Origin of the sequence: Bradyrhizobium sp. AT1, from assembly GCF_001590795.1 — a bacterium.
Lineage (GTDB): Bacteria > Pseudomonadota > Alphaproteobacteria > Rhizobiales > Xanthobacteraceae > Bradyrhizobium.
In genome coordinates, this window is sequence record NZ_JXDL01000001.1 from 602,272 (window position 1) to 621,981 (window position 19,710).

Annotated in this window: 30 protein-coding genes and 1 tRNA gene; 20 read left to right on the forward strand and 11 right to left on the reverse strand. The window is 61.5% G+C overall.

Annotation, left to right across the window (positions count from 1 at the left end; genetic code table 11):
* The first annotated feature begins 16 nt into the window (after positions 1 to 16).
* The gene (locus SE92_RS02860; protein WP_063194376.1) at positions 17 to 217 is read left to right on the forward strand and encodes a hypothetical protein; all 201 of its coding nucleotides are present in this window, start codon (positions 17 to 19) and stop codon (positions 215 to 217) included.
* The gene (locus tag SE92_RS02865) at positions 217 to 480 is read left to right on the forward strand and encodes a hypothetical protein (RefSeq protein ID WP_063194377.1); all 264 of its coding nucleotides are present in this window, start codon (positions 217 to 219) and stop codon (positions 478 to 480) included. Before SE92_RS02860 ends, SE92_RS02865 begins: the two co-directional genes overlap by 1 nt.
* 45 nt (positions 481 to 525) lie before the next feature.
* Here the strand turns inward: SE92_RS02865 and SE92_RS35525 are convergent, their stop codons facing one another.
* Both SE92_RS35525 and SE92_RS02870 read right to left on the reverse strand, forming a co-directional pair.
* Positions 526 to 678, reverse strand: a complete 153-nt coding sequence (locus tag SE92_RS35525; RefSeq protein ID WP_157095024.1) for a hypothetical protein — start codon at positions 676 to 678, stop codon at positions 526 to 528.
* Positions 679 to 736: 58 nt separating this feature from the next.
* On the reverse strand, positions 737 to 928 hold the full coding sequence (locus SE92_RS02870) for a DUF3072 domain-containing protein (RefSeq protein WP_063194378.1): 192 nt from the start codon (positions 926 to 928) through the stop codon (positions 737 to 739).
* A 96-nt stretch (positions 929 to 1,024) separates the two neighbouring features.
* Between SE92_RS02870 and SE92_RS02875 the strand changes: the two genes are divergently transcribed.
* From SE92_RS02875 to SE92_RS02885, 4 genes are all read left to right on the forward strand, one after another.
* Positions 1,025 to 1,258, forward strand: a complete 234-nt coding sequence (locus SE92_RS02875; protein ID WP_063194379.1) for a hypothetical protein — start codon at positions 1,025 to 1,027, stop codon at positions 1,256 to 1,258.
* Complete coding sequence (locus tag SE92_RS02880; protein WP_063194380.1) at positions 1,252 to 1,479, forward strand: hypothetical protein; 228 nt, start codon at positions 1,252 to 1,254, stop codon at positions 1,477 to 1,479. The genes SE92_RS02875 and SE92_RS02880 overlap by 7 nt, the downstream gene beginning before the upstream one ends.
* Before the next feature lie 328 nt (positions 1,480 to 1,807).
* Positions 1,808 to 1,957, forward strand: coding sequence for a hypothetical protein (locus SE92_RS35530; RefSeq protein ID WP_198172534.1), 150 nt, complete (start codon positions 1,808 to 1,810; stop codon positions 1,955 to 1,957).
* Between the two features lie 12 nt (positions 1,958 to 1,969).
* On the forward strand, positions 1,970 to 2,350 hold the full coding sequence (locus SE92_RS02885; protein ID WP_063194381.1) for a hypothetical protein: 381 nt from the start codon (positions 1,970 to 1,972) through the stop codon (positions 2,348 to 2,350).
* A gap of 76 nt (positions 2,351 to 2,426) precedes the next feature.
* On the opposite strand, the gene SE92_RS02890 is transcribed toward SE92_RS02885, so the two are convergent.
* On the reverse strand, positions 2,427 to 2,729 hold the full coding sequence (locus SE92_RS02890) for a hypothetical protein (RefSeq protein ID WP_063194382.1): 303 nt from the start codon (positions 2,727 to 2,729) through the stop codon (positions 2,427 to 2,429).
* A 112-nt stretch (positions 2,730 to 2,841) separates the two neighbouring features.
* Complete coding sequence (locus tag SE92_RS02895; protein WP_063194383.1) at positions 2,842 to 3,333, reverse strand: hypothetical protein; 492 nt, start codon at positions 3,331 to 3,333, stop codon at positions 2,842 to 2,844.
* 352 nt (positions 3,334 to 3,685) lie between these two features.
* On the opposite strand from SE92_RS02895, the gene SE92_RS02900 reads away from it, so the two are divergent.
* Positions 3,686 to 3,982 carry an HU family DNA-binding protein gene (locus tag SE92_RS02900; protein ID WP_018323108.1) on the forward strand — a complete coding sequence of 99 codons (297 nt, stop codon included), beginning with the start codon at positions 3,686 to 3,688 and terminating at the stop codon, positions 3,980 to 3,982.
* A 45-nt stretch (positions 3,983 to 4,027) separates the two neighbouring features.
* On the opposite strand, the gene SE92_RS02905 is transcribed toward SE92_RS02900, so the two are convergent.
* Complete coding sequence (locus SE92_RS02905) at positions 4,028 to 4,330, reverse strand: hypothetical protein (protein WP_063194384.1); 303 nt, start codon at positions 4,328 to 4,330, stop codon at positions 4,028 to 4,030.
* Between the two features lie 345 nt (positions 4,331 to 4,675).
* On the opposite strand from SE92_RS02905, the gene SE92_RS36440 reads away from it, so the two are divergent.
* The 3 genes from SE92_RS36440 to SE92_RS02910 all read left to right on the forward strand — a co-directional run bounded on the left by SE92_RS36440 (position 4,676) and on the right by SE92_RS02910 (position 5,976).
* Positions 4,676 to 4,813, forward strand: a complete 138-nt coding sequence (locus tag SE92_RS36440) for a hypothetical protein (RefSeq protein ID WP_198172535.1) — start codon at positions 4,676 to 4,678, stop codon at positions 4,811 to 4,813.
* A gap of 151 nt (positions 4,814 to 4,964) precedes the next feature.
* Positions 4,965 to 5,111: a hypothetical protein gene (locus SE92_RS37005; protein WP_157095029.1), complete on the forward strand. Its 147-nt coding sequence runs from the start codon at positions 4,965 to 4,967 to the stop codon at positions 5,109 to 5,111.
* A gap of 667 nt (positions 5,112 to 5,778) precedes the next feature.
* Positions 5,779 to 5,976 carry a hypothetical protein gene (locus SE92_RS02910; protein WP_063194385.1) on the forward strand — a complete coding sequence of 66 codons (198 nt, stop codon included), beginning with the start codon at positions 5,779 to 5,781 and terminating at the stop codon, positions 5,974 to 5,976.
* A 15-nt stretch (positions 5,977 to 5,991) separates the two neighbouring features.
* On the opposite strand, the gene SE92_RS37340 is transcribed toward SE92_RS02910, so the two are convergent.
* Together SE92_RS37340 and SE92_RS02915 are read right to left on the reverse strand one after the other, a co-directional pair.
* Complete coding sequence (locus tag SE92_RS37340) at positions 5,992 to 6,117, reverse strand: hypothetical protein (protein WP_157095031.1); 126 nt, start codon at positions 6,115 to 6,117, stop codon at positions 5,992 to 5,994.
* 75 nt (positions 6,118 to 6,192) lie between these two features.
* On the reverse strand, positions 6,193 to 6,441 hold the full coding sequence (locus tag SE92_RS02915) for a hypothetical protein (RefSeq protein WP_245324426.1): 249 nt from the start codon (positions 6,439 to 6,441) through the stop codon (positions 6,193 to 6,195).
* A gap of 263 nt (positions 6,442 to 6,704) precedes the next feature.
* Here SE92_RS02915 and SE92_RS02920 point away from each other — a divergent pair, with 263 nt between their 5' ends.
* The gene (locus tag SE92_RS02920; RefSeq protein WP_063194386.1) at positions 6,705 to 6,995 is read left to right on the forward strand and encodes a hypothetical protein; all 291 of its coding nucleotides are present in this window, start codon (positions 6,705 to 6,707) and stop codon (positions 6,993 to 6,995) included.
* Between the two features lie 85 nt (positions 6,996 to 7,080).
* Here the strand turns inward: SE92_RS02920 and SE92_RS35545 are convergent, their stop codons facing one another.
* Positions 7,081 to 7,245: a hypothetical protein gene (locus SE92_RS35545; RefSeq protein WP_162832225.1), complete on the reverse strand. Its 165-nt coding sequence runs from the start codon at positions 7,243 to 7,245 to the stop codon at positions 7,081 to 7,083.
* A 239-nt stretch (positions 7,246 to 7,484) separates the two neighbouring features.
* Between SE92_RS35545 and SE92_RS02925 the strand changes: the two genes are divergently transcribed.
* The 5 genes from SE92_RS02925 (at position 7,485) to SE92_RS02945 (ending at position 10,791) form a co-directional block, all read left to right on the forward strand.
* Positions 7,485 to 8,249, forward strand: a complete 765-nt coding sequence (locus tag SE92_RS02925; RefSeq protein WP_063194387.1) for an SIR2 family NAD-dependent protein deacylase — start codon at positions 7,485 to 7,487, stop codon at positions 8,247 to 8,249.
* A 198-nt stretch (positions 8,250 to 8,447) separates the two neighbouring features.
* Positions 8,448 to 9,110, forward strand: a complete 663-nt coding sequence (locus tag SE92_RS02930) for a cold-shock protein (protein ID WP_063194388.1) — start codon at positions 8,448 to 8,450, stop codon at positions 9,108 to 9,110.
* Between the two features lie 134 nt (positions 9,111 to 9,244).
* Positions 9,245 to 9,730, forward strand: coding sequence for a DUF192 domain-containing protein (locus tag SE92_RS02935; protein WP_063194389.1), 486 nt, complete (start codon positions 9,245 to 9,247; stop codon positions 9,728 to 9,730).
* A gap of 97 nt (positions 9,731 to 9,827) precedes the next feature.
* Positions 9,828 to 9,904 (forward strand) — tRNA-Pro (locus SE92_RS02940).
* A gap of 692 nt (positions 9,905 to 10,596) precedes the next feature.
* Positions 10,597 to 10,791 (forward strand): hypothetical protein, encoded by a 195-nt coding sequence (locus SE92_RS02945; protein WP_018323121.1) that lies wholly within the window; start codon positions 10,597 to 10,599, stop codon positions 10,789 to 10,791.
* Between the two features lie 86 nt (positions 10,792 to 10,877).
* On the opposite strand, the gene SE92_RS02950 is transcribed toward SE92_RS02945, so the two are convergent.
* Positions 10,878 to 11,255 carry a translational machinery protein gene (locus tag SE92_RS02950; protein ID WP_245324427.1) on the reverse strand — a complete coding sequence of 126 codons (378 nt, stop codon included), beginning with the start codon at positions 11,253 to 11,255 and terminating at the stop codon, positions 10,878 to 10,880.
* Positions 11,256 to 11,460: 205 nt separating this feature from the next.
* Positions 11,461 to 12,636, reverse strand: a complete 1,176-nt coding sequence (locus SE92_RS02955) for an OpgC domain-containing protein (RefSeq protein WP_063194391.1) — start codon at positions 12,634 to 12,636, stop codon at positions 11,461 to 11,463.
* 257 nt (positions 12,637 to 12,893) lie between these two features.
* On the opposite strand from SE92_RS02955, the gene SE92_RS02960 reads away from it, so the two are divergent.
* The 3 genes from SE92_RS02960 to SE92_RS02970 all read left to right on the forward strand — a co-directional run bounded on the left by SE92_RS02960 (position 12,894) and on the right by SE92_RS02970 (position 14,589).
* Complete coding sequence (locus SE92_RS02960; RefSeq protein ID WP_014495449.1) at positions 12,894 to 13,199, forward strand: ETC complex I subunit; 306 nt, start codon at positions 12,894 to 12,896, stop codon at positions 13,197 to 13,199.
* A 231-nt stretch (positions 13,200 to 13,430) separates the two neighbouring features.
* Complete coding sequence (locus tag SE92_RS02965; protein ID WP_063194392.1) at positions 13,431 to 13,922, forward strand: Lrp/AsnC family transcriptional regulator; 492 nt, start codon at positions 13,431 to 13,433, stop codon at positions 13,920 to 13,922.
* Between the two features lie 370 nt (positions 13,923 to 14,292).
* Complete coding sequence (locus SE92_RS02970; RefSeq protein WP_063194393.1) at positions 14,293 to 14,589, forward strand: DUF3551 domain-containing protein; 297 nt, start codon at positions 14,293 to 14,295, stop codon at positions 14,587 to 14,589.
* A 151-nt stretch (positions 14,590 to 14,740) separates the two neighbouring features.
* Here the strand turns inward: SE92_RS02970 and opgC are convergent, their stop codons facing one another.
* Positions 14,741 to 17,914, reverse strand: coding sequence for an OpgC domain-containing protein (gene opgC / locus SE92_RS02975; protein ID WP_157095041.1), 3,174 nt, complete (start codon positions 17,912 to 17,914; stop codon positions 14,741 to 14,743).
* A 405-nt stretch (positions 17,915 to 18,319) separates the two neighbouring features.
* Here opgC and SE92_RS02985 point away from each other — a divergent pair, with 405 nt between their 5' ends.
* Entirely contained in the window at positions 18,320 to 19,705 is a 1,386-nt protein-coding gene (locus SE92_RS02985) for a toll/interleukin-1 receptor domain-containing protein (protein WP_063194396.1), read from the forward strand.
* Positions 19,706 to 19,710 lie beyond the last annotated feature (5 nt).

The window sequence follows — 19,710 nt, forward strand, 5'->3', positions numbered from 1 at the left end:
GCGCCGACCAAACGCCATGGCCGCATTCTTCGCAGAACTTCTGTTTGATCTCGTCAGGGCCCTCGTGGGGAGCTGGCTGAGGCAGGCTGCGGTGGCCATCTGTGCGTGGCTCGATACGAAGATTCACAGCCGCACTGCACGCCTTGTCGTCGGCCTTCTGCTCGGGACCGCCGCCTTTTTCCTCATTCCTGCTATCTCCGGCCTGCTGGGTCTTTGATGCTCTCCGTGAAGATATCCCTCGCCCTGGCTTTGGCCATCGGGGCGCTGATCTCGGGGGTGCTCCTTGTCCTGGAGCCGCTGACCGACTTCGCGTTTCTTTGGCTGGAGTGGCCGGGCATCACCGCGGCGTATTTTTTCTGGGGCGCGGTCGCAGGATCCAGCTTCCTCGGCATCGCCATTTCTTGGGTTGTGAACGCACTTACCTATGGTCTGGGCGCTTTCGTCATTCTCAGCGCTTATAAAGTGTTGAGGGAAGCATGATGCGCCGGCTCGATGTGAGCAGCGCGAAGGCGGATCAGACGAGCTTCACGCCGCCTTCTCTTCACCCTTCGCGATGATCTCGACTTCGAAATAGCCCATGTCGCGGAGCTCGGCGGCCTTCTTCTCGGCCGCTTCCTTGGTGTCTCGTTTCAAAATGATCTGGCCCGCTCCGTCGCGGGCGCAAACGAAATAAGGCATTTTCGATTCCCAATTTCGTTTGCATACACACGGCGGCCGGGTGCCGCAATCGTACGGGTCAGTCCTCCAGCCCGGCCTTTTGCCGCATCTTGTCGATCAGCTCGGAGGCCTCGGCCTTGGTCAGCTCGTCTTCGGGCGGGCTCTCGTGGGCCTGCTCGGCGAGGGTCTTGAGGTAGGATTCCTGGGCTCCCGTCATCGGATCGTCCCCGGAAACCCAGTTTTTCGGGTCCTTTTGAGTATTGTCGGCCATCGCAGATCTCCTTTTCCGTCTCCGTATAACGTCGGACTCGACTCGTCGTTCCGTTTTTGTTCTCATGGCTTCCTATTCAAATCGCGAGGCGGAACAATGCCGGACCTGGACACTGTCAGGCAGGAAATCGAACGGATGCGCATCCAGATCGGCAGGCAGAGGAAGGAGATCCTCCAGCTGCAACGTGCGGGCATCGGCACGGCCTCGGCTGAGGCGCTGCTGTCGCGGATGGAGGCGAAGGTCGAAGGTCTTTGCGTCGAGCGGGACGCGCTGAAGGTTGCGCAGCCGCGCCAGAGCAGGGGCAGGGTGCTGGGCGGGAGGACATGGTGAGCAGGCGATGGTTCGACGACGAGAGAGAGCTGTCGCCTTTCCTGACCGCGCTCGAGGACGTTCGCCGCAGGGCGACGCGGGAAGGGTGGTGCTATGCCCACGTCCAGGCCATCATCGTGGCCATCGACCAGTATGCGGAAGCCGCAACCGGCAACCGCGAGTATTTCCTGAACAAGCCGGTCTCGATTGGGAGCAGCCGGAAGACCGGGGATATTCCGTAGGGAGCTGTGGCGTCGACTGTTGCAGTTTCAGCGCGTTGTTTTGAGACGATCGTGATGCCGGTCACAGCGCAGGCGCGCCGATATCGGCACGCTCCGACAAGGAGTGTGTCATGCGATACGCCACCATCGCCTTGCTTGGTCTTGCCGGCCTACAGGCTCTGCGCGGCGGATATCTCAGCGCACCTCTCTTCGCTCTCCTGGCGGTTGGCGGCTGCCTCGGCGCGATCACGCCGAGGAAATCGTGATGGGAGGGCGACAGCGGCTAGATTTAATCCACTGTCGCCGAACCGCAACTCCGATGGCGCGACCTATTCTTATGTTTCAAGTCTTGCCCAACGCGGTCGTGGATCATCTGTCAGTCGCATGCAGCGCCGTCGTCAGGCTGTTCGGCCGGGAAAACGCCGTCGAAATCGCGACGGCTGCCTTCGGCCTCGGCTGTATCGTGATCGGCTCTGCGGTGTTCTTGCTGGAGCGCTGACGAGGGGGTGTCGTGAAGACGATCACATTGCTTGCGATCGCGGCGATGCTGCTGCTGGAGGTCTTCGGCTCGACGTCGAGCGTCGGCGGCTCGATGAGCTTCATGCTGGTCTTCGTCGTCGTGATGCTGGCGGTCGCGATTTACGAGGCCTGGTCGAACGGGCGTGGCGTCATGGGGTGGATCGTCAACCTCTTCGCATCAGCTGTTGGCGGCCTGACGGCGGTGGCCCTGATCGGAATGGCCATGGAGGCCGCGCTCCCTCACTTTCACCTCGAAGGTTCGCTCGCCTCCTGGCAACATCCCCTGAAATATGTCGTGGTCGCGGCTATCGCGCTTCTCTTGGTGCTGGGATCATGGATCCCGCTCCAGGTCTTGAATCGGCTCCGCGGATAGGACCTCGGCAGTCCCAGCGGACGACAGCCGAGGCCGACGCCGCCCAAGCAGGATCCGGAACAGGGCGCAGCGCGCTTTAGGCCGCAATCCGTTGCTCGACCGGTGCCGTCAGCAGCTTCAGCGCCTGGGCGTGCTGCAGGTCGGGGACCGCGATGGCCGTGTGGCTGTAGATCGCGTGGCTGCGTGATTTTGCAATCTTGTCCAGGATCTCGCCGCCCTTGATGACGTGAAGGCCCATGCCCTCGTCAGTGGGGAAGATCCCCAGAACCACGTCATAGGCCGCGATGACGGCTCTGAGCGCTTCGGCCTTGTCCTCGGCGACGTCGACGAAGACACGAACATCAGCCGCGAGTTCACGCAGCTCGTTAAAATCCAGCACTTTGGGGATACTCCAACGCAACGATACTGATCGGAGCTTGGCGGCGTTGGGTTACTGAAGTGTCAACAACGCAAGCCGACCCACAAGTTTCACGCTGAGGTGACGTCACGCTCTAGCGCTTTGCGTCCTCCTTGCGGAGCCGGGCCGCCGCGGCCTCGTCCACGAGGTTCAAGGCGAGGCCGTCATAGCTCAGCTTGAGCCCGCGTCCGACGATCCAGGTCCATCCCTCCCGGTCCTTGAGGGCTTGCGCGTTGAACTGGTCGGAGATCGATTTGACGGCAGCTTCCTCCGCCCCCGGATTGTTCAACGTCGCATTGACGCGCCAGATCGGGTGTCTGGCGTCGGCCTCGTCGCTGTCGATCGTCACCTTGGCGCCGTTGATGTCGCATTCCAGCGTGTGCGAGCCGCGGCTCTGGCGGCAGAGATAGTGGCGCTGACTGACGAGCTTGCTGGCCTCCTCGAACGTCATTCCGGGCGAGAAGCCGAAGATGTCGGACTTCTTCACGAGGGCGAGGGACGCGGGCTTCAGGAAGCTCGGCTGGATCGCGACGAGGGCCGCCACGACAACAACGATCAAACCTGCGACGACGATAGCGACCTTCATGAGCACCCCACGGGAAACCGTCAGACCATTATATCAACCCGGGCGTTCTGCCATGTCCCGAAAAGCGAAAACCCCGCCTGGGGGAAGCGGGGCCTTCTGGTGGGGTGAAGCTTGGGGACTTCAATGATAAGACGCGCCAGCCGCCGAATGGTTCAAAAAGGCCAACGGTATGTCCTGCGGCATCTTGCACAGGAAGCGGGGAACCCCGCAGAACCCCTGCTTGCGTTTTCGGCCTCGATGGGTTCTAAGCCCCGTCACTTCATGACCTCTGGCATGAAATCAGCAGCGCGTCCCCGCGCTTCAGGCCGCGTCCACAGCGAAAGTTGCTCGCGCGCACAAAAGGAATTCAGACATGGCGAAGATGACGAAGACCCAATTGATTGATGCAATTGCCGAGGGCACGCAGCTTTCGAAGAACGACGTGAAGTCGGTGATCGAGTACATGGCCACCGTCGGCTACAAGGAGCTCAACGAGTCCGGCGAGTTCGTCATTCCCGGCTTCGTGAAGATGTCGGTCGTGAACAAGCCGGCGACCGAAGCCCGCATGGGCGTCAATCCCTTCACCAAGGAGCCGATGCAGTTTGCGGCGAAGCCCGCGAGCAAATCGGTCAAGGCCTCGCCGCTGAAGGTGGCCAAGGACGCCGTCTAAGGCGCAACGCGTTGCCGCCGGCGTTTTCGCAAGGCGGCGCAACGATCAGCGGCTGAAGACAAGGTGGTGCTCGGCGACGGCGATGCCGAACATCACCACGACGATCAGGACAAACCACAGAGAGCGCCGATCGGCCTGTCCGGGCGCGCTCTGCGGTTTCCCGCAAGCCGGGCAGACCGAAAGTCCGATCGGGATCTCGCTCTCACAGAACTCGCAGACCATCGGCGCCTCGCGCGTGAACAGCGCGGTGCAGGGCGTCCGGAGCTGACGCGGGATCGCGCAACGGACGGCACCGCTTTCATGCGGCCGGTCAATGCGAAAGCGGAAAAATTCGTTCCCGAAGGCCACGCCCCGCGCATCTGGCAGCCAGCGACGGCCGCACAAGAAAAACCCCGCGCTTTCGCACGGGGCTCTTCTGGCTGACGGCGTTGGGATTTCAGCGCCTGGCCGCCAGCCGTACGCCTAACTTAAAGTTGAAAATCCAAAAAGCAACAGCGCCGCGGCGACGGAATATGTTCGTCCACCGCGGCGCTGCGATATCACTGGGCGCTGAAATCCCCAGCTCCCATAGGTTCGCGCGCCGCCGAAAAGGTTCAACGCGACATGCCAGGGAAATCGCCGGCGAGGGCTGGACTTTTTGTTCTCATTTTGTTCTAGTGAGGCGCCTTAAGGTCAATCGCTTGGAGGTGACTCATGACCGTCGAAAAGCAGCGTGAAGTGATCAGGCTCTGGAACGAGCTCAGGAAGCTCGAGGGCCCCGCCGCAGAAGAGCTCCGCATCCAGATCCTGGAATGCTTCTCGCCGAAGGGCAAAGCGAAGCGGGCGGCTTGACTGGACGGCTCTTGCAGCGGGTGGGGCTGACAGCTGAAGCCTGCTTGGGCGGGCTTCCCGGATCACCCGCCAGCGTTCGCCGCCGACGTCTTGGACCGAACATGTACCATCGGCGTTCGCCTGCATGACATGCCCGCGATGCGCCAATCCGATGACGGCGATCTCCGCCAAGAGTTTTCGATGTGAACCTTGCCGCGAGATCGTCATCGTGTTCGCGGTCGTCTCGAAATTCCTGTCGCCGAAGATGGTGCCGCGAAGCGTTGAAGACGTCGCGTCGCGCGCTTTCATCGATCGTTAGGAATCGCTCCGCGCCGATTTTTCCGACTCCGATTCGTTCTTCGAGAACGAAATGGAGTCGGATGCAGAACATGTTGCGCTTGCCGGCGGCGATGCCGCCGCGCGTGTCAGAACGAGACAGCGTGAGGCTTCGCACAGTCCCATCCACGCCGCTTCGCTAAGGAGTGGGCGAGGAGAGCGACATGGATGAGTGCTGGTTTCTCGCCGAGATCGCCAAAGTGTTCTGGTACGATCGGCACCCGCGTTTGCGCAAAGCCAAGCCGTCGGTGCCGCAAGTGCAGCCGCCGGGATCGACATCTGCTGATGCTGCGTCTCGCGATGAGGGGGCGCCCGATTCGACGTGATCGGACCATGGTGCGCATTCCCTGCACGTTTTGTTAAGTCCTGCTCTCTGCCGGTTTCTTCGATTCCGATTCGTTCTTCGAGAACGAAATGGCGTCGAAGCTGGAACATAGCCGGTCGGCAAGCTGCGCAACTCTGCTTCGCGATATGGAAAGCGGCTCGCCGTGATCGAAAGGCGCGCGGCAAACTCCTAACGAATGTTTGCGCGGAAGCCGATAACCCTATTCGGTTAGGTTAAAAGCCCAATCGCGTTGCGCTTGCCGCTGCTTGGGATAGGTGTCTGGCAACGACAAGCAAGAACGACTTTGCCAAGAAGCCATTTTGTCATGACACCTTTTTCAGAGCCCTCCTTCTACCAAGGCGACCGGCACACCTATCGGCGCGTCGCCGTGGTCGGCACGCTATTCTGTCTCGCGTTCGTGGTGATCAGCTTTTCGCTGCGGCCGCAGGTCGAGGACACACGCGTTGCGGTCAAGGCCGACCGGCTGGTGCGCACGGCGGGCCAGGCGGCTCACGCCAACTGAAGCGGCGCACGTCAACTAGCGCTCATCGCCGCAAATGCGATCGTCGGCCGGCACCTGCGAGCCCGCGGTGCCGCGCGAGGCAAGCGCCACGAAGCCGGCATAGCCGGACAGGTTGAGCAGGACTTCGAGCCACGCGGGCATGTCGGCCTCTTCCGGTCTTGGTGAAGAAACTCAACGTCCGCGCGCAATCCTGGTTCCCTGCTCTCCGGGAAGAACTCAAACCGGGGACGAGGGATCCAGCCGGCGCCCGAGGGTCGCAACGGATTGGCTCGACGGCTGCTCTTTCAGGAACTCGGCGATGGCCCGTGCCAGCTCGCGGTCTGTCATCGGCGTTGGAGGCGGGTGCAGGGTGCCGATTCCGAAGCTGCGAACGATCTCGTCGTAATGCTGATCGTCGGATCTGGGAACCAGCTTGCGGATACGGGCGAGCAAAGCAGATAAGGGCAACACGTCCTCCTCGATCATTTGCCCCGCTGGCAGACATCGTCGTGTGCTGCCATCTGCTCCCTCGAAACTGAAAACCCCGCCAGCATCGCGGAGATGCGGACGGGGCTTCGTGCCGTTGCCTCAACCCGGATGGCGGAGGCTCCCGCACTTGAGGTGACAATGCGCGCCCGGCGATTTCGTTCCGGCACCAACGGCTTTTTTTGCAGCGGCCGGTTCCGCACCCTGCGCGCAACCATCGCAGGCGCCCGTCGTTATCTCCGCATGACGCGAAGGAGGAGAGCATGAAGAAGACACTGGCAGTTCTGGCCACCGTCGCAGCCGTCGGCGTGACCGCGGTTGCAGCCCCGGCGCCCGCCGAGGCGCGCGGTCGCGGCATCGGCCCGGGCCTCGCATTCGGTCTCGCCGCCGGCGCGATCACCGCGGGCGCGGTCGCAGCATCGCATCCGTACGGCTATTACGGTCCGCGCTACGGCTATTACGAGCAGCCCGGCTACTATTACGGGTCTGGCCCCTACGCTTATTACGGCGGCGGACCGTACTACCGGCACCATCACCACTGGCGCCATTGGTAACACTGGCGCCATTGGTAACGCCTGACAAGCGAAAAGCCCGGAGCGATGCTCCGGGCTTTTTTCATGCGCGTCGATCAGAGATGTCTTACGGCCAAAGCGAGGGCCGTTCGACCTTGCGGGCGTTCTCCAGCGTCGACACGAAATACTCTTCGCGCTCGCGCTTGAATTTTTCCTGCGTGGCACGGAAGGCGGCGACACGGGCGGCGATCTCATCGCGCTCACGGGCTTTGCGTTCTTCGTCTTCGGTCATGGCCATCCCCTCTGGTTTACTACTGAACTCAAGCACAGCCGCCGCATCACCTTGAGTCGCATTCGCACATCCATTGATGCTTCTGAATGGGGCGTCAATGGGGAGGAGGCATTGCAGGATTGTGATATGCGAAGGTCGGAAAAAATTGCCGAGCGCAGCGCATTAGCGCTTGATAAGAGCGTCAACAATCTTGCCGCTTGTGCCTATGGATGCCAGGCGAAACGAGTCGGAGACCGCAATTGATTGCAACGGATCTTCAGAGCGGCGTCGAACGGCTCGGCGACATGATCGCCGAGGCCAGGACCATCGTGCCGTTCACCGGCGCCGGCATCTCGACAGAGTGCGGCATTCCCGACTTCCGCTCGCCGGGTGGAATCTGGACCCGCCACCGTCCGATCGAGTTCGGTGAATTCGTCGCCAGCCAGGAAGCGCGCGATGAATCCTGGCGCCGCCGCTTTGCGATGGAAGAGATCTTTGCAGCGGCGAAGCCCGGCCGCGGCCATCGCGCGCTGGCTTCGCTCTACCGCGCCGGCAAGGTTCCCGCCGTCATCACCCAGAATATCGACAATCTGCACCAGGCTTCCGGCTTCGCCGCCGAGCACGTGATTGAACTCCACGGCAATACCACTTATGCGCGCTGCATCGGATGTGGGCAGGCCTATCCGCTCGACTGGGTGAAGCGTCGCTTCGACGACGACGGCGGCCTCGCGCCCAATTGCACCGCCTGCGACGAGCCGGTGAAAACCGCCACGATCTCCTTCGGTCAGATGATGCCGGACGAAGAAATGCGGCGCGCAGGCGCGTTGGCGCGAGCCTGCGACCTCTTTCTCGCGATCGGTTCCTCGCTCGTGGTGTGGCCGGCGGCGGGCTTTCCGCTGATGGCGAAGAACGCCGGTGCACGTCTGGTGATCATCAATCGCGAGCCGACCGAGCAGGACGACATCGCCGACCTCGTCCTCCACCACGACATCGGCGAAGCGCTCGGGCCCTTTGTCGGCAATTGAGGCATCAATTTGATTCGCGGCTGTGCAAGCTGTTCATAGGTTCCGGCGAATCTCTTTTTTGTCTATGCCTCGCAACCGGGAGTGTTATCTTTTGAGTCGAAAGATTCGCGTCGCGTCCAATTGAGAACATTCTCTTAAGACGCGTGATTCGAGCGCCGCCGATGTGGCGGGTTGCATGGCAGTGTGGGGTCCGGGGTTATGGGGTCGTCGGACGGATTTGAGTCCAAGAAGCTCGGGGTTCCCGGGCAGGGAGTATCGTCCGGGCGGATCACGCCGGGCGAACACGGCGGCGCCGGGCGCGACAGCGCGCTCAGTCCTTTCAGCGGGCTCGGTGAGGCCAGCGCCAATCTCGTCGAGGTCCACGGCGTCATCAAATGGTTCGATGCTTCCAAAGGCTACGGCTTCATCGTTCCCGACAACGGCTGGCCGGACGTGCTCCTGCACGTTACCGTGCTTAGGCGCGACGGCTTCCAGACTGCCTATGAAGGCGCCCGCATCGTCGTCGAGTGCATTCAGCGCGCCAAGGGTTACCAGGCGTTCCGCGTGGTCTCGATGGACGAGTCGACCGCGATCCATCCGGCGCAGATGCTGCCGCCGCGCACCCATGTCACGGTCACCCCGACCAGCGGGCTGGAACGGGCCCAGGTCAAATGGTTCAACCGGCTGCGTGGCTTCGGCTTCCTGACCTGCGGCGAGGGCACGCCCGACATCTTCGTGCACATGGAAACGCTGCGCCGCTTCGGCATGACCGAGCTCCGGCCCGGCCAGTACGTCCTGGTCCGCTTCGGGCCCGGCTCCAAGGGCATGATGGCGGCCGAGATCCATCCCGAGACCGGATCGCCGGGCTTGCAGTCGCACTGAAGGCGCCGAACCCGCGATCGTTTAGTCCCGCAATCGTGAGCGATAGGGGCGCGCCGGCAGACCGGCGCGCCTCTGGCTTTTCCGGCGACCGTTGCGTAAGGACTCCCTCCAGTCCCACGCCTCGAGTGTCCCCCATGAATCCTGATCGAAAGGCCGCCTGGTCCGCTCTGAAGGGCTGGCTTGCCGCCATCCTCGTCATCGCCGGCTGTGTTGTCGCCGGCGCGCCCGCCGGCGCCGCCAGCTTCCAGCCCCTGGAGATCGTCACCAAGAACGGCGTGCAGGTGTTCTCGGTGGAGATGGCGACCACCGAGGAGGAGAAGCAGACCGGCCTGATGTACCGCAAGGAATTGGCGGACGGCAAAGGCATGCTGTTCGACTTCAATCCCGAGCAGGAGATCTCGATGTGGATGAAGAACACCTATGTCTCGCTCGACATGATCTTCATCGGCGCCAACGGCCGCATCCTGCGCATCGCCGAGAACACCGAGCCGCTGTCGACCAAGATCATCTCGTCCAAGGGGCCGGCCCGGGCCGTGCTGGAGGTGGTGGCGGGAACGGCGCAGAAATACGGCATCCGCCCCGGCGACCGCGTCGGCCACCCGCTGTTCGGCAGCAAATAGGGGCGGGCCGGGGAGGGCATTGGCAGCCTTGCCAGCGCCAGTTTGTAAGCTTGCTGGCGCCTTTGGAAGCGTGTATCGACGGGGCTCGCCGGACATTCGGGGTATAGCGCAGCCTGGTAGCGCGGCAGTTTTGGGTACTGCAGGTCGTTGGTTCGAATCCAGCTGCCCCGACCAGTCCCGAGAGGCGGTTCTGGACCTCGTCTCGCCTCACCCCCGCGAAGTTTCAAGGATTTGGGCCCCCTGACTGGGACAGAATTCCCAGGCTTCATCGAACCTTTGGCTGTCGCCGTAGACATATCTGTGTTGGGGATTTCAGCGCCCAATGTCTAAACGGACGCCGCCAAGCGATGATATTCCGCTTGTGCGGCGTTGCGCGTTCCGGACGTCATTTTGGCAGATCCGGCCGATCAGCCCGAAGCGTGCCAGCCCGGCGGAAACGGCACGAACGGCCAGACCATCTGGTTGTCGTTAGCGGCTTGCGGCGGCTCATGCGCCGGCGTCTTTGCGACCAGCGTCATTCGCACCGCCAGGCGCAGGCGTGCACATTGCAAATTCATTTTGGTTGTCCCTACGAATCGTCTCGAAATTCAATTGCAAAATCTGTCGTCAGCTCAATCGAATTGCCACACGCACAACGTGGCCTTCTCAAATCACGAACACTCTAAAAAAATCGACGCTCTCTTTCAACCGATTACGGTCGGAAGCCACGAGAAGTAAGGTTGACCGGTTAGGTTAAGGATGAGCGGTAGTTGCGGCCGCTTGGGCGATCGTTATCAGATCGCTCCTGGCCTGCTGGGCCGCCTGCAATTCGTGCTCACACGAGGTCACGGTTCGTCGTAGCGCGCGTATCAGTCGAGTTTTGCGTCATGTCTTTCGATCGCAACTTCAAAACCGCCGGTCCGCAATCGAGCTGGAGCGAGATTTGGCACCTCTGGACGGTGATCGTGCCGCGCCGCTCGATCAACGGGCAGCTCGTGGTCGGCAAGGTCTGGCGCCGTCATGACGGCCGCGATTGGATCTACAAGAAATTCACCGAGTTCGACGGCGAGGAAGCGGCCTGAAGCGCGATGAGCCCGCAATGAGCCGTCATCGCGCTCTGGGTTGTCGCTGAGGCCGTCCGGCCCAGCCAGAACGCCGATCGCCCGGCCTATCCCGGCGCCTGCACGCGCGGCAGCGGCAGTTTGAAATGTCGCTTCGCGTAGGCGATGATTTCGGCGTCCGAGGGATGATCGGCCGCTTCCACCGCAGCAATCCGCTTGGCGATATCGGGCGCGTTCGCGCGAATGTGGTTGGCAAGCTCGGTCTTTGCACTCGCCGGGCCGATGATGAGGATCTCGCCGGCATCGGCGAGGGCTTTGCTCACTTCAGCGTAGAACGTCTTGTCGGGGGCGGCGTGGCCGCTGCCGATGGCGTTGGCCTTGTGATGAAGATGGCGCGTCGCCAGTTGCGGGTGCAACGTGATTTCGTCGGAGCCGCTCAGGCCGAGATGGAAGATCCGGGCCTGCGAATGGTCGATCCACACCACGGCGTGAAAATGAGAGGGCATGTGCTTTTGGCCTTGTCTGAGGGGAGGCCGCCGACATCGGTGCGGCGGCGCGTGTCGCGACGACATTAGGCCGGTCGGCGCCACCCCCGGTTGACCCAGGTCAATCGATCTTGGCCCACGGCCGTCGAGCCGACCGAACGGCGCACGCCGCGAACGGTGCGCTCCGAGGGGAGGTGTCCCCGGCTCAGGCCGCCTTCGCCGCGGTTGCCGCCGGCGTGGCCGGCGGCGGCTTCAGCGGCTTGTCCTGCTTCTTCGACCACGAGATGTAATAGGCCACCGTCGTCATGATCGCGATGCCGGCGACGCTGACGAAGATCTGCGCGAGCAGCGAGCCCGAGCTCATCGACAACTCGAAATGGCCGACGAAGGACAGGAACACGCCGACGCAGAACACGGCGAGCGACTGCTGGCCGCAGACGATCAGGGGATCGAACACCTTCCATTCCAGCCCCGGCCATTCCTTGGGCACGAAGCGGATCACCAGGATCACGATCACCACGAAGTGGATGAAACGATAGGGGGCAAGGTTGGTCTTGTCGTTCGGGTTGAAGGCGGAGAACAGCCATTCCGGGAACATGCCGCCGAAGGCGGGGAAGCGGCCGGCCATGGTCATGACCAGCGCGAACAAGAGGTAGCCGAGGCACAGATAGAGCGTGACCGGCGCGTTGATCAGTGTCATCGAGCGGCGCGCGCCGCCCATCGCGCACCAGGCACCGAACACGAACAGCACCTGCCAGCAATACGGGTTGAAGTACCACTGGCCGGCCGGATAGGCGTTCAGATTCCAGCCGAAATGACGCGCCGTCAGCCACAGCACGATCGACAGCACCATGGTGACGTCGGGCTTGCGCAGCATGAACCACAGCACCGGCGGAAACAGCCCCATCAGCACGATGTAGAGCGGCAGCACGTCGAGATTGAGCGGCTTGAAGCGGAGGAACAGGCCCTGGCGCAGCGTCTCGGTGGCGTTGTCGACGAGGCCGGCGACGTTGAACTCGTTGATCATCTCGCTGTCGCCGAAGCGCAGCGCCAGATAGCTGATCGAGGCGATGTAGATCACGAACAGGATGATGTGGGCGACATAGAGCTGCCAGACCCGCTTGGTCAGCCGGGTGGCGCCGACGATGAAGCCGCGGTCCAGCATCATCCGCGCATAGACGAACGAGGCCGTGTAACCGGAGATGAAGACGAACAGATCGGCGGCGTCGGAAAAGCCGTAGTTGCGCGTCGTGATCCAGTTCACGACATTGTCGGGGATGTGGTCGAGGAAGATCGCCCAGTTCGCGACGCCGCGAAACAGGTCGAGCCGGAGATCACGGCCTTTGTCGGGGAGCGTGGCGTTGATGTTCAGGAAGGCCATGCGAGGAGCGCTCTCGAAGGGGGCGGACAGGCTGCGGTCGGGGAGGCGGTGCAGCCGGGCGGGATCCCGGCGCGGAAGGCGGGTACGCAATTGTCACGGTGCAGCATAATGACTATACCGTCGCAGAGGCTACAGGGGGCCGGAATCAACAATCAGTTCCCAACCGGTGTCTCTATACTATCCCTGAGCTTTGCACCAACTGCCACCCTGACGCATCGAAATCGAACGAAAAGACGAAAACGAGGCCTGGACCACCCATGACCGCACGCATTTTCAAGCCCGCCAAGAACGCGATGCAATCCGGCCGGTCCAAGACGAAGGAATGGCAGCTGGACTACGAGCCCGAGCAGCCGCGCTCGGTCGAGCCCCTGATGGGCTGGACCTCGTCCGGCGACATGAAGCAGCAGATCACGCTGCGCTTCCACAGCAAGGAAGAGGCGGTCGCCTATTGCGAGCGCAAGGGCATCGCCTACCAGGTCATCGAGCCCCAGGATTCGATCCGCCGTCCGGTCGCCTATGCCGACAATTTTTCGTTCCGCCGCGGCGAGCCCTGGACGCACTAACAACTTGCATCCACGCGCGCCGAATTCGTCATGCCCGGGCTTGTCCCGCCGGCGCGGCCGAAGCCGCTTCGGCGAGGCGAAGGTCCGGGCATCCACGTTTTTGGACGCCTGAAAGAACGTGGATGGCCGGGACAAGCCCGGCCATGACGGAGAGGGGCCGGGGGCCTCTTGGCACCAATTCCGCCCCATGCTTCGCTGCCCCGCATGACACGACCATAACGAGGGTAGGGCATGGCGGGGCGGGACCAGCTCGACAGCGTCGATCTGAAGATCTTATCCGAGCTGCAGCACGACGGACGGGTTCGCAACAACGAGCTGGCGCTGCGCGTCGGCGTGTCGGCGCCGAACTGCCTGCGGCGGCTGAAATCGCTGTTCAGCCGTGGCGTGATCCGGGCGGTACGGGCCGTCATCGACGAGCGGCGGCTCGGCTATGAGGTGGTCTCGTTCGTCTCGATCCAGCTCGGCAGCCAGGCCCAGCCGGTGCTGGAGGCGTTCGAGGGCTCGATCGCCGCTATCCCGCGCATCCAGCAATGCTGGCGGATTTCCGGCGACACCGACTATCTCCTGAAATGCGTGGCGCCGAGCGTCGAAAGCATGCGCCAGCAGCTGCTGCATTTCGCGGCAATGCCTGACGTGAAGAACGTCCGCAGCTTCCCGGTGCTGGGTGTTGCCAAGGATGTCCCGCTGCCGTTGCAGGACATCGCAGCAGCGCCGGCGGGATAGAGCGTGATGCGATTAGGATGAATCGCCATCGCGCTTCCGGTTGTTGTTTGAGCATGATCTTTTCGGAAAATCGCTGCGCCCTTTTCCGGATCATGCCTTAGCAGGTCACGCCGACTCAGCCTGCATTGCATTTGGTTCAATTTCGAAGAACTGGAAGGCGATCCTCGGCCGCCGCCGAGCTGCGGGCAAAGCGTATCGGCACTATAATGATGAGTAAATCACCTAACTGAGAAATGTGATTATCACATCCCTGCAATGCGCTGAACCGTGATTGATGGTTCCCTGGGTTGGCCTACATGCGGGGTGAGCCTTAGCGCGCATCGCACGTCGAGGGCTCTTACGTGGGACTCCTCAAGCAGGACAAGACAACATGAGCTCGATTTCGAAGACGTTCGCGGTCTCCGCCGCGACGCTGTTTGCGTCTGCATTTCTGGTGCTGACGGCGCCGACCGCGAAGGCGGAAGAATACTGCATCACCAACGGCGCGCAGGCTGCTCACGGCTGCGGCTATGCGACGATGGAGGCCTGCCGCGCCGCCGCCGGCGGTATCGGTGGCGTGTGTGCGCAGAGCGGTGCGAAGAGCACGAACGATTCTCTCGCCTACCAGCCGAAGCACTCGCAGTCGCGCGCCAAGCTCCGCTCGGGCGGCCAGACCAACTCCAATTGACGCAGAGTTCGAAACCGGGTTGAGGTTGTGCGGCCTCCGAGCGGTTATCTCGGGGGCCGAACGCGTGGGCGTCGAGCGTCAACGGCATCTTTCCGCCAAATTGCAGCGGCAAGCGTCGGCAACGCGCGGCGAGGCAATGTCCAAGCTCCAGCTATTTTTCCGCAGCTCTCGGTTTTGCGGTCCGTACGATCGAAACGTGCTGAGTGTCGTCCGACCGGAGCAATGCGGAAAAGCCGATCATCAGTGCAACGCATGCAACGCTTACGAAAAGCTGAGCCCCCAGGCTACCGGACGACATTGACACTTCGAAGCGAGCGACGATCGACAGAAAAATCCCGAGACAGAGAACTTCCAGCGGCCGTTGTCCGCATAGAATGATAGGGCGCAACAAGATATTGTTCCGACTGGCCCAGCTGCGCGGAATGAAACGCGCGGCCAAAATTGCGAACGCAACAAATTGCATCAGACGCAGTACGCCAAGGTTGGTCTTATCGGTCAAGAAAGCGAGTTCCGTCGATTGACTGAGATAAGTAAGATAGCCGCGAAAGAGTGCCAGACCGCATAGATAGGCGATCGAAATCGCAATCGCGGTTTTGGAGCGCAAGAAGAGTGCGATTCTGTCGGTCCCCCCAAACCCGCACCATGCACCAAATCCGAAGAGGAATTGCCAAGCAAAGGGGTTCAAAGGCCATTTCCCAGCCGGGTATGCTTGCAGATTCCAATCAAGAACTTGGGAGAGAAGATAGACAATGATCGAGGCCGCGAGGGCAATTGTCGGAAGACGATATAGCAACCAGAGAAAAATGGGGAAGAGGGGGAGCAGAACAATGTACAGAGCCAGTGGCTCTGCATCGATCGGCTGGAACTTGAGATTCAGGGCTTGGCGGATTGTTTCTGCGGCATTGTCGACCATGCCTGCCACGTTGAATTCGTCTATCATGTCCGCGTCGCCAAAGCGTAAGGCGAGGTAGCTCACCGTCGCAACATAAATCGCGAAGAGAAAAACGTAGGCAACGTAAGCCTGGCCCGCGCGCGTGAGGATCAGTCGAACCACCGCCCTCAGGCCGTGATTGCGGATTACTGGATAATACGCCGAGGCCATCGTGTAACCCGAGATGAACACGAAGACCTCTATGGCTCCACTAAAGCCCGGGTTGCTCAGGCCGATTCGGTTTTGGAGTTCTAATCGAAAACTACCCAAAGATAGGAGGAGCAGCGCGAGACCCATAAAAAGGTCGAGACGCAAATCGCGCTTGACCAATACAACCGTTTGCTGCTGGCCGCTCCACTTTTTCCGCGATGCCTGAATGAACTCCGTGACGTCCTCGCTGAGTTCGTCGGTATAGCTCGCCAACAGCTGTTCAGCTTCGGTCAGGGGCGTACCCTCGCCCAACAGGCGGCTATCGTCGTTTGAGCCGCGCCATAGAGCGGCGGCCTGCTCCAGATGAGCGCGAAGCTGAAAATATCGGCGATCTCTCGCAATGTGGTCGTGCGCCGTCTTCCAATGAGTAATCAGGGCTTCATGCGAGACGCGAACGCGTGCAACTTGTCCGTCGCCCTCGGCAACGAGGAGACGCACCTTCTCGTGCAGGAGGGCATCGACGACCTTGCGCGCAGAGCTGCCATCTGGAAACCGCGATATCGGAGCCGCGCGCGCGGTCGGCATCGCCTCCGCGCCGCCAATGGTGACCAAAGTGCGCAGCACTCTGGGCAGGGCAGCCTTCATGTCCTCTGGCCATTTTGAAAAGACCTCTTCCGCCCGCGTGGCGATTGCACCCGTCAGGCCGCCAAGTTTCATCATCGAGGAATATGTCAGCAGCGAGCGGCCTTCATTCTCGATGTCGGTCTTGTATAGCTCATCGAGCAAGAACGAGAGCAGTGGCAGGGCACCCGGCTCGGTCGAGGCCTCTTTCGCGAGCATCGCATCGAGCCTGATACCACCTGGATCGGCTTCAAAATCGACTCCAGCTGCGTTAGCCGGTTGACGGATGATTTCTATGATCTCGTCCTGACTCGGAGGAAGCAAATCGAGTCGTCGACTACCGAACGCCATCTCGATCAGGCGGGGCGTATCTGCGGCACGATGCCAATAGTCACTACGCATGGTTGCGATCACGAGCACGCGCCCCGATTTTGCAAGGCCATCGAGACAATCAACAAAGGCAATGCGGTCCTCAGCAGTGATTTCACCGGCCGTGAAAAGCTCCTCCAACTGATCCACCACGATGGCCAGTCGTGCGACCTCGGTTTGCAGCAAGTCGTTGCGCGACCGGGCAGCTTCCTCAATCTTGTCGAGCGTTGCGGCCAGCAGGAAAGCGGGGTTATCTGTCGAGGCCCGGAGATGTTGCCCCAGCTCTGCAGGGCCTTGCCTGAGCGTCAGGAGTTCGGGAATCGCGTGATCGGCAGTGAGAGCCTCTGCGAGAGCGGAGAACGGGCCCCCGGGGCTCCCGGGGCGCATGACCGCACGTCGCCATAACCCTACGCCCGGAACAATTCCGCGGCCGACCAGCGCAGGCAAGACACCGGCTTGCGCAAGGGACGATTTGCCGGCACCGCTCGCGCCCAGAATGAGCAGGAACGCCCGGCCATCCTCGGCGTGGCCGGTCAATTGCTCGATCGCGGCCTTGGTCGCGGTATTGCGGCCGAAGAAGATCGGTGCGTGTTCAAAGCGGTAACCATCCAGCCCCCGAAACGGACTACCGGAATGCCAGGTTCGCTCCGAGGCGCTCTTCTCGTCCGTCGAGGCCTGGATACGATGCTCGATGAGGGCTCTCAAATCGCTTTCGATCTTGTCATCGAAGTCCTCGAGATCGATGAATTCGCGAAAGGCGCCTTTGAATACTCCTTTGTCGACGAACCAGCGTTCCCAGAACTCGTTGAGCTTGTCCCACTGCTGTTCTGCCGCGGCTTTGGCGTTCCTGTCTTTCAGCGAGACGGTCGGATCTGCCTGCTTCCGGTAGGCCAGGAGATCGGGCACTCCATTTTTCCTCTGTGCGGCTACCGCATCCTCGAACTCCCATTCCGTCCCAGTGACGGGAAAGCGGCCTCCGATGCCCTCGTATTTCCGTTTCTCAGTTTCGTGCGGCAGCTCGGTTCCGAGACGAGACCACACGATCAAGACGAAAATGTCGGTCACGCTGGGTGGCGTTATGTTGTCCTGAAAGTGCTGGTTGGCGAGCATCGGCTCGACCTCCCACAGGACCACTTCGATGGAAAAGTAACGCGCGTAGTCCTTGGCCAGCTTCTCTATAATGAGGGCGACGCGTCGCCTTTCGGGAATGACGTCCCCTGGCGAGGAGATGAAAATGCGCAAAACGTTTGCCACAGGTTCCCCCTGCCAATGACGGCTGCACTAACGCCACAGTACAACGGAAATCCCGAGATGGAAGTCGGCGCACAACCAGTCGATGGCGCCTCCCGCAAAGCGTGTGTTGGTGGGCTCCGGTTGCAGTGCGGAAGCTGGCGATCTCCGCGATGCAGTGATTGACCCCTGGCCGCGCATACACTCCTGCCTGATGAGCTCGAACTTTGTCTCTTCGTCGCATTCGCTATCGCCCACCTGAACGCACGCCCGACACCTCGTGCCATGGAGGAGGGTAAGTATCTCGGCCCAAAAATTAGACGTGGTCGTGTGAACTCCCTCACAGAGCGACGCTCCGCGCGGGTCCATGCTTCCCGGAGGTCACCCGAATTGTGGACAGGGCCGAATTGTAACAAGGGGAAGCGCGTCATGGCTCCCAACCCGATTTTCATCAGCCACCGGTTCGAATACAGCCGGATCGCCCGTGCGATGAAGAAGGTCATCGAGACCGCTTCGCATGGACAAATCGATGTCTTCATTTCGGAGGACATTCCGCGCGGCAATGAATGGCGGCCCTTGATTGAGCATCATCTACGGACGGCGCAAAGCCTGTTTCTGCTTTACGGCGCGCCTTATGAGGACTGGTCCTGGTGCTTCTATGAAGCCGGATATTTTGCCGCCGCAGAACCGGCCGTCGCCGATCGACGGATCTTCTGCCTGATCCGCCCGAACGTGAACCCGCCGGGTCCGCTCAGCCATCTGCAGATGCTGACGAGCAAGGATCAGCTCATCAAGGAGCTGATCGGCATTTTCGAGAGGAACGCCCTCGACGTAGATGCCAACGAATTGCGCGGGCTGGTCGCCAAGCTGGATAGCAGTCTGTTCGGCGAGATCCGCGAGTTCGACGGTTATCCGCGCGTGCATTTCGTGGCGTCCGACGCCGAACTCGCCCAGGGGAAGATTCCGCCTGCGGCCCAGTTCACCGGCGACGACAATGTGCTCGGCGATCTCTTCACCATCCAGGCGCGATCCGTACCCTGGTGCAAGGTCCAGAAGCTGGCAAATACGGAAAGTGGAAAGCTGAACTTCGTGTACAAATGGCTCGAGGAAACCGCGCAGATACTGCTTGCGGCGCGCGAGAACGAGTTCGTCGCGCCGCAGGCCGTGCTGATCGGGCGCGGCGGCCGGCGCTACCGGACCCTGCTGCACCGAGCGCGTGTCCAGGGCGATGGCGATTATCGCTGCGAATTCCTGGCGATCGAGGAGGTCGGCGGACCGCTGACCGGGCTGTCGAGCAAGCAGCTCTCGCTATTGACCGCCATTCGCATGGGCTACCGGTTCAGGTCCGAGATCATCCAGAAATTCCCTGCCGATTTCGACGCGCAGTCGTCCGACGAGCGCGAGCGCAGGATCCAGCAGATCCCACGCGTCATTGAGGATCTCACGGTCGAGTCGAAGACGCGCGGCAATATCAGCACGGAAGACTTTCTGGCGGCATTCGACGACGTCGAAAGCGAGAAGATGTCGCGTCTGCTGGACTACTGGCCGATCCTGGCGCGCGAGATGTACAAGTCGCTGGGGCTGTCGAGCGACGGAAAGACCGTCATTCGGCCCGGCCTGGTCGGTTCGGACGTCGAACGTTACCGTACGGCCCTCAAGGGCATGCGGCTGCTCAACATCGAGTTTCTGTCGCGGAGCTGCGCGCGTGTCGCGCAGATGATGAAGCGATCCGAGCAGGAGCTGACCGACAACGCCAAGGCGCTCGAAGATGCCGTCAAGTCGCTGACCGGTCCGGACATCAAGACGGCGGCGTGAGGCCT

Coding starts and splice junctions, on each gene's coding strand:
- SE92_RS02860 (WP_063194376.1), top strand. CDS start 17: ATGGCCGCATTCTTCGCAGAACTTCTGTTTGATCTCGTCAGGGCCCTC.
- SE92_RS02865 (WP_063194377.1), top strand. CDS start 217: ATGCTCTCCGTGAAGATATCCCTCGCCCTGGCTTTGGCCATCGGGGCG.
- SE92_RS35525 (WP_157095024.1), bottom strand. CDS start 678: ATGCCTTATTTCGTTTGCGCCCGCGACGGAGCGGGCCAGATCATTTTG.
- SE92_RS02870 (WP_063194378.1), bottom strand. CDS start 928: ATGGCCGACAATACTCAAAAGGACCCGAAAAACTGGGTTTCCGGGGAC.
- SE92_RS02875 (WP_063194379.1), top strand. CDS start 1,025: ATGCCGGACCTGGACACTGTCAGGCAGGAAATCGAACGGATGCGCATC.
- SE92_RS02880 (WP_063194380.1), top strand. CDS start 1,252: ATGGTGAGCAGGCGATGGTTCGACGACGAGAGAGAGCTGTCGCCTTTC.
- SE92_RS02895 (WP_063194383.1), bottom strand. CDS start 3,333: ATGAAGGTCGCTATCGTCGTCGCAGGTTTGATCGTTGTTGTCGTGGCG.
- SE92_RS02900 (WP_018323108.1), top strand. CDS start 3,686: ATGGCGAAGATGACGAAGACCCAATTGATTGATGCAATTGCCGAGGGC.
- SE92_RS36440 (WP_198172535.1), top strand. CDS start 4,676: ATGACCGTCGAAAAGCAGCGTGAAGTGATCAGGCTCTGGAACGAGCTC.
- SE92_RS37005 (WP_157095029.1), top strand. CDS start 4,965: ATGACGGCGATCTCCGCCAAGAGTTTTCGATGTGAACCTTGCCGCGAG.
- SE92_RS02910 (WP_063194385.1), top strand. CDS start 5,779: ATGACACCTTTTTCAGAGCCCTCCTTCTACCAAGGCGACCGGCACACC.
- SE92_RS37340 (WP_157095031.1), bottom strand. CDS start 6,117: ATGCCCGCGTGGCTCGAAGTCCTGCTCAACCTGTCCGGCTATGCCGGC.
- SE92_RS02915 (WP_245324426.1), bottom strand. CDS start 6,441: ATGATCGAGGAGGACGTGTTGCCCTTATCTGCTTTGCTCGCCCGTATC.
- SE92_RS02920 (WP_063194386.1), top strand. CDS start 6,705: ATGAAGAAGACACTGGCAGTTCTGGCCACCGTCGCAGCCGTCGGCGTG.
- SE92_RS35545 (WP_162832225.1), bottom strand. CDS start 7,245: ATGACCGAAGACGAAGAACGCAAAGCCCGTGAGCGCGATGAGATCGCC.
- SE92_RS02930 (WP_063194388.1), top strand. CDS start 8,448: ATGGGGTCGTCGGACGGATTTGAGTCCAAGAAGCTCGGGGTTCCCGGG.
- SE92_RS02935 (WP_063194389.1), top strand. CDS start 9,245: ATGAATCCTGATCGAAAGGCCGCCTGGTCCGCTCTGAAGGGCTGGCTT.
- SE92_RS02945 (WP_018323121.1), top strand. CDS start 10,597: ATGTCTTTCGATCGCAACTTCAAAACCGCCGGTCCGCAATCGAGCTGG.
- SE92_RS02955 (WP_063194391.1), bottom strand. CDS start 12,636: ATGGCCTTCCTGAACATCAACGCCACGCTCCCCGACAAAGGCCGTGAT.
- SE92_RS02960 (WP_014495449.1), top strand. CDS start 12,894: ATGACCGCACGCATTTTCAAGCCCGCCAAGAACGCGATGCAATCCGGC.
- SE92_RS02965 (WP_063194392.1), top strand. CDS start 13,431: ATGGCGGGGCGGGACCAGCTCGACAGCGTCGATCTGAAGATCTTATCC.
- SE92_RS02970 (WP_063194393.1), top strand. CDS start 14,293: ATGAGCTCGATTTCGAAGACGTTCGCGGTCTCCGCCGCGACGCTGTTT.
- SE92_RS02985 (WP_063194396.1), top strand. CDS start 18,320: ATGGCTCCCAACCCGATTTTCATCAGCCACCGGTTCGAATACAGCCGG.